We start from the raw sequence: 4,733 nt of genomic DNA on the forward strand, positions 1-4,733 counted from the left end.
GGTTTCTGATATGGGGCGATCCGGCGTTATACGACAGCACATTGCGGATTCTTCAGGCGCTTCAGGCATCAGGCCGCTGTCAGTTTGAATACGAAGTGATACCGGGGATCACCAGCGTTCAGGCCCTGGCTGCGCAGCACAAAATACCTTTGAACACGATTGGTCGCTCAGTAGAAATCACCACAGGCCGGCGATTGGCGGCGGGGCAGGTGAGTGAAGCGGACAGTCTGGTGGTGATGCTCGATGCCGAGGATTCCTACCAGCGGGTGGCGGATCGGCAGACCGAGATTTTCTGGGGCGCTTACCTGGGCACGCCGGACGAGATTCTGCTCAGCGGCCGGCTGGCGGATGTCGCCGATGAGATCGAACGGGTGCGCAAAGCGGCGCGGGCAGAGCATGGGTGGATCATGGATACCTATCTGTTGCGCAAGCCTTGAGTGGTTGGCTGCCTGAACAAGCGCTTTCGCGAGCAGGCTCGATCCCACAGGGAAATGCGTTGCAGAATGTGGGAGCGAGCCTGCTCGCGAAGGGGCCAGAACATTCACCACCGATCGTAGACAGGCAAAAAGAAACCCGGTGCAACGAAAATCGCACCGGGTTTTTTGTTGCCAGCCAACAGCGGATGTCGTGGATCCGCCGTCAACCTTGAACTCTTTATCAGCCGCGTTCCAGCGCCAAAGCCACGCCCTGACCGCCGCCGATGCACAACGTCGCCAGACCTTTTTTCGCATCGCGCTTGGCCATTTCGTGCAGCAATGTCACCAGCACGCGGCAGCCTGATGCGCCGATCGGGTGGCCGAGGGCAATGGCGCCGCCGTTGACGTTGACCTTGTCCAGATCCCATTGCAGGTCCTTGGCCACGGCCAGCGATTGCGCAGCGAACGCTTCGTTGGCTTCGATCAGGTCGAGCTGGTCGATGTTCCAGCCGGCCTTGTCCAGGCAGCGGCGGGTCGCCGATACCGGGCCGATGCCCATGATCGCCGGGTCGACGCCAGCGTTGGCGTACGCAGCAATTTTCGCCAGAACCGGCAGGCCCAGCGCTTTGGCTTTCTCGGCACTCATCAGAATCACGGCGGCGGCACCGTCGTTCAGCGACGAGGCGTTGCCAGCGGTGACGCTGCCGTCCTTTTTGAACGCCGGACGCAGTTTTGCCAGAGATTCTGCGCTGGTATCGCCGCGTGGCTGCTCGTCGACCTTGAACGCCACCGGATCGCCTTTGCGCTGCGGGATCAGGATCGGCGTGATTTCATCAACGAAGCGCCCGGCCTCGATAGCGGCGGCGGCTTTCTGCTGAGACGCGGCAGCAAAGGCGTCCTGCTGTTCGCGGCTGATCTCATACTTTTCGACCAGATTCTCGGCAGTGATGCCCATGTGGTAATCGTTGAACGCATCCCACAGGCCATCGCTGATCATGGTGTCGACGATTTGCGCGTGGCCCATGCGCAGACCGGTGCGCGCGCCCGGCATGATGTAGTTGGACAGGCTCATGTTTTCCTGACCGCCGGCGATGATCACCTCGGCGTCGCCGCAACGGATCGCTTGCGCGCCCAGGTGCAGAGCCTTGAGGCCCGAACCGCAAACCTTGTTCAGGGTCATGGCCGGTACGGCGTGTGGCAGGCCAGCCTTGATTGCGGCCTGACGTGCCGGGTTCTGCCCGGCGCCAGCGGTGAGCACCTGGCCCATGATCACTTCATCGACCTGCGCCCCGTCGAGGCCGGTCTGCTCGAGCAACTGGCGGATCACCGCCGCGCCCAGGTCTACAGCGGATACATTGGCCAGGGAGCCCTGAAAACTGCCGATCGCGGTACGCGTGGCGGCAACAATGACGACGTCTTGCATGTGCGAATTCCTCACTGGGCAGCGAACTGCATTTCCGGTACATGATCCGGGACGATCAGTTTACCAGCGGTTTTGGCGACGATTTCCTCAACACTGACGCCAGGAGCGCGTTCCTTGAGGACAAAAGCGCCATTTTCGATTTCCAGATAGGCGAGGTCGGTCAGCACGCGCTTGATGCAGCCGGCACCGGTCAGCGGCAGGCTGCACTTGGCCAGCAGCTTGGACTCACCGTCCTTGGACGCGTGGGTCATGATGACAATGATGTTGTCGGCGCCGGCCACGAGATCCATCGCACCGCCCATGCCCTTGACCAGTTTGCCGGGGATCATCCACGAAGCGATGTTGCCTTCAACATCCACTTCAAAGGCGCCAAGCACGGTCAGGTCGACGTGGCCGCCACGGATCATCGCGAAGGATTCGGCGGAATTGAATATCGAGGCGCCGATCCGTGCCGTCACCGTTTGTTTACCGGCGTTGATCATGTCGGCATCGATGGTTTCTTCGGTCGGGAACGGGCCCATGCCGAGCAGGCCGTTTTCCGATTGCAGCATGACTTCCATGCCTTCGGGGATGTAGTTGGCGACCAGGGTCGGAATGCCGATGCCGAGGTTGACGTAGTAGCCGTCCTGCATTTCGCGGGCGACGCGTTGAGCCATTTGTTCGCGGGTAAGTGCCATGTTGTTCTCCGTAGGCCTGAATTATTTGCGGATGGTGCGCTGTTCGATGCGTTTTTCGAACGTGCCGCAAATGACCCGGTCGACGTAGATGCCCGGGGTGTGGATCTGCGTGGGGTCGAGTTCGCCGGGCTCGACGATTTCCTCGACTTCGACCACGGTGATCTTGCCGGCGGTCGCGGCCAGCGGGTTGAAATTCTGCGCGGTGTGACGGTAAACGACGTTACCGAAATGGTCGGCCTTCCAGCCTTTGACGATGGCGAAGTCGCCGGTGATGGATTCTTCCATCAGGTACTTGCGACCCTTGAATTCCCGCACTTCCTTGCCTTCAGCAACCGGGGTGCCAACGCCAGTGGCGGTGAAGAACGCCGGAATGCCGGCGCCGCCCGCGCGCATTTTTTCGGCGAGGGTGCCTTGCGGGGTGAGGATGACTTCGATCTCGCCCTTGAGCAGTTGCTCTTCGAACAGCTTGTTTTCGCCGACGTAAGAGGCGATGACCTTGCTGATCTGGCGGTCGGTGAGCAGCACGCCAAGGCCGAAACCATCGACGCCGCAGTTGTTGGAAACGACGGTGAGGTCACGGGTGCCCTTGCGCTTGATCTCGGCGATCAGGTTTTCCGGAATGCCACACAGGCCGAAACCGCCGGCGATAACGGTCATGCCGTCTTCCAGCCCGGCCATCGCTTCCTCGTAGGAATACACACGCTTGTCGAAACCTGCCATAGGCACCTCTTTTATTATTTGCGGGCGGCTGGCTAGCCGAATGACTGGAGTGTCTCTCTGCGGAATATATTTGTTAAGTTGATTTTTGCGGTTGATTGATTGATAAAGCTCACTAATACGCGTTCGGCGATGATCGTTCCCACGCTCCGCGTGGGAATGCCTCCAGGGACGCTCCGCGTCCAGTGACGCGGAGCGTCACGGGCTGCATTCCCACGCAGGAGCGTGGGAACGATCAGGGCCATCGCATCACGGCTTGCAGCTTGACGCTTGCAGCTTGCAACTGGAGCAAAGCGACATGACCATCAAACAGATCCGTGCCTTTCTCGCCGTGGCCCATAGCCTGAGCTTCGCCGTGGCCTGCGAGCGTCTGCACCTGTCGCAGTCAGCGCTCAGCCTGACCATCAAAGCGCTGGAAGAGGGCCTGGGCGGGCGCCTGTTCAGCCGCAACACGCGTAACGTGGCGTTGACCCCGGAAGGCGAGTCCCTGCTGCCGCTGGCGCGCCGCTTGATCGCCGACTGGGACAATGCCGAAGACGAGATGCGCCAGCGTTTCAGCCTGCAACGCGGACGCGTGACGCTGGCGGCGATGCCGTCATTTGCCGGCAATCTGCTGCCGCCGATTCTCAAGAGCTTCCGCGCGCGTTATCCGAACGTCAACGTCACGGTCAACGACGTGATCAACGAGCAAGTGCTGGAAATGGTCCGCGATCGTCAGGTTGAACTCGGTGTGGCGTTCGCGCCGATGCAGAGCACATCGATGACATTCACGCCGCTGTATGTCGATCGCTTTGTCGCCGTGGTGCCGGCCGATTCAGCGCTGGCCGGTCGCGCCGACATCGATTGGCAGACCTTGCTAAAGGAACCATTCATCACCCTGCAGCGGCCATCGACCGTGCGGGTGATGCTGGAAGAGCATTTGCAGGCGCGCGGAATGAAGTTGCCGGTGGAGTTCGAAAGTCATCAATTGGCGACCGTCGGGCGAATGGTTGCCAGCGGGCTTGGGGTCAGCGCGGTGCCGGCATTGTGCGCGGGGCAGATGCGCGAATTGGGCGCGCATTGCTTGACCTTGAATGACTCGGTGGAGCGGGCGATTGGCGTGTTGACCGAGCCGGGCAATGAACTGTCGGCGGCGGCGCAGGCGTTGTTCGAGATTCTCAGGGCGGAAAATTTGCAGCGGCAGTTCGATTTCCCCCTCACCCCAGCCCTCTCCCCAGGGAGAGGGGGAAAGGGAGCCGACCGCGTTTAGTTTCAACTCCCGGGTTCTACCTGCCGCCTCCAATTAATGTGGGAGCAAGCCTGCTCGCGAAGAACGATAACGCGGTCTAAACCTTGGCCACGCGCCACAGATACCAGGCCGCCACCGTCCGATAAGGCCTCCACGCCTGGCCAATCTCGATCATCTGTTTGCGCGTCGGCTGCACCTCCAGTCTCTTCAAGCGCCGATATCCCTCACGCACGCCGAAGTCATCGGCCGGCAGAATGTCCATGCGTTCGAGG

At 60.9% G+C, this 4,733-nt stretch carries 5 protein-coding genes and 1 pseudogene; 2 read left to right on the forward strand and 4 right to left on the reverse strand.

Annotated elements, in window-relative coordinates:
• On the forward strand, positions 1-437 hold a 437-nt coding region (gene cobF, locus OQK_RS21080; RefSeq protein WP_016774132.1), incomplete at its 5' end, for a precorrin-6A synthase (deacetylating).
• Positions 438-657: 220 nt separating this feature from the next.
• On the opposite strand, the gene OQK_RS21085 is transcribed toward cobF, so the two are convergent.
• Genes OQK_RS21085 through OQK_RS21095 form a run of 3 tightly spaced genes read right to left on the reverse strand, consistent with a single transcriptional unit; the run spans position 658 to position 3,236 of the window.
• Positions 658-1,839 (reverse strand): acetyl-CoA C-acetyltransferase, encoded by a 1,182-nt coding sequence (locus OQK_RS21085; RefSeq protein ID WP_016774133.1) that lies wholly within the window; start codon positions 1,837-1,839, stop codon positions 658-660.
• 11 nt (positions 1,840-1,850) lie between these two features.
• Positions 1,851-2,516: a CoA transferase subunit B gene (locus OQK_RS21090; RefSeq protein ID WP_016774134.1), complete on the reverse strand. Its 666-nt coding sequence runs from the start codon at positions 2,514-2,516 to the stop codon at positions 1,851-1,853.
• A gap of 21 nt (positions 2,517-2,537) precedes the next feature.
• Complete coding sequence (locus tag OQK_RS21095; protein ID WP_016774135.1) at positions 2,538-3,236, reverse strand: CoA transferase subunit A; 699 nt, start codon at positions 3,234-3,236, stop codon at positions 2,538-2,540.
• 295 nt (positions 3,237-3,531) lie between these two features.
• Between OQK_RS21095 and OQK_RS21100 the strand changes: the two genes are divergently transcribed.
• The gene (locus tag OQK_RS21100) at positions 3,532-4,482 is read left to right on the forward strand and encodes a LysR family transcriptional regulator (RefSeq protein ID WP_038861502.1); all 951 of its coding nucleotides are present in this window, start codon (positions 3,532-3,534) and stop codon (positions 4,480-4,482) included.
• Positions 4,483-4,558: 76 nt separating this feature from the next.
• Here OQK_RS21100 and OQK_RS29490 read toward each other — a convergent pair.
• Positions 4,559-4,733, reverse strand: a pseudogene (locus OQK_RS29490) (DNA-3-methyladenine glycosylase 2 family protein); the annotation flags it as partial.

Origin of the sequence: Pseudomonas sp. R62, assembly GCF_000257605.1 — a bacterium.
Taxonomy (GTDB): Bacteria; Pseudomonadota; Gammaproteobacteria; order Pseudomonadales; family Pseudomonadaceae; genus Aquipseudomonas; species Aquipseudomonas atacamensis.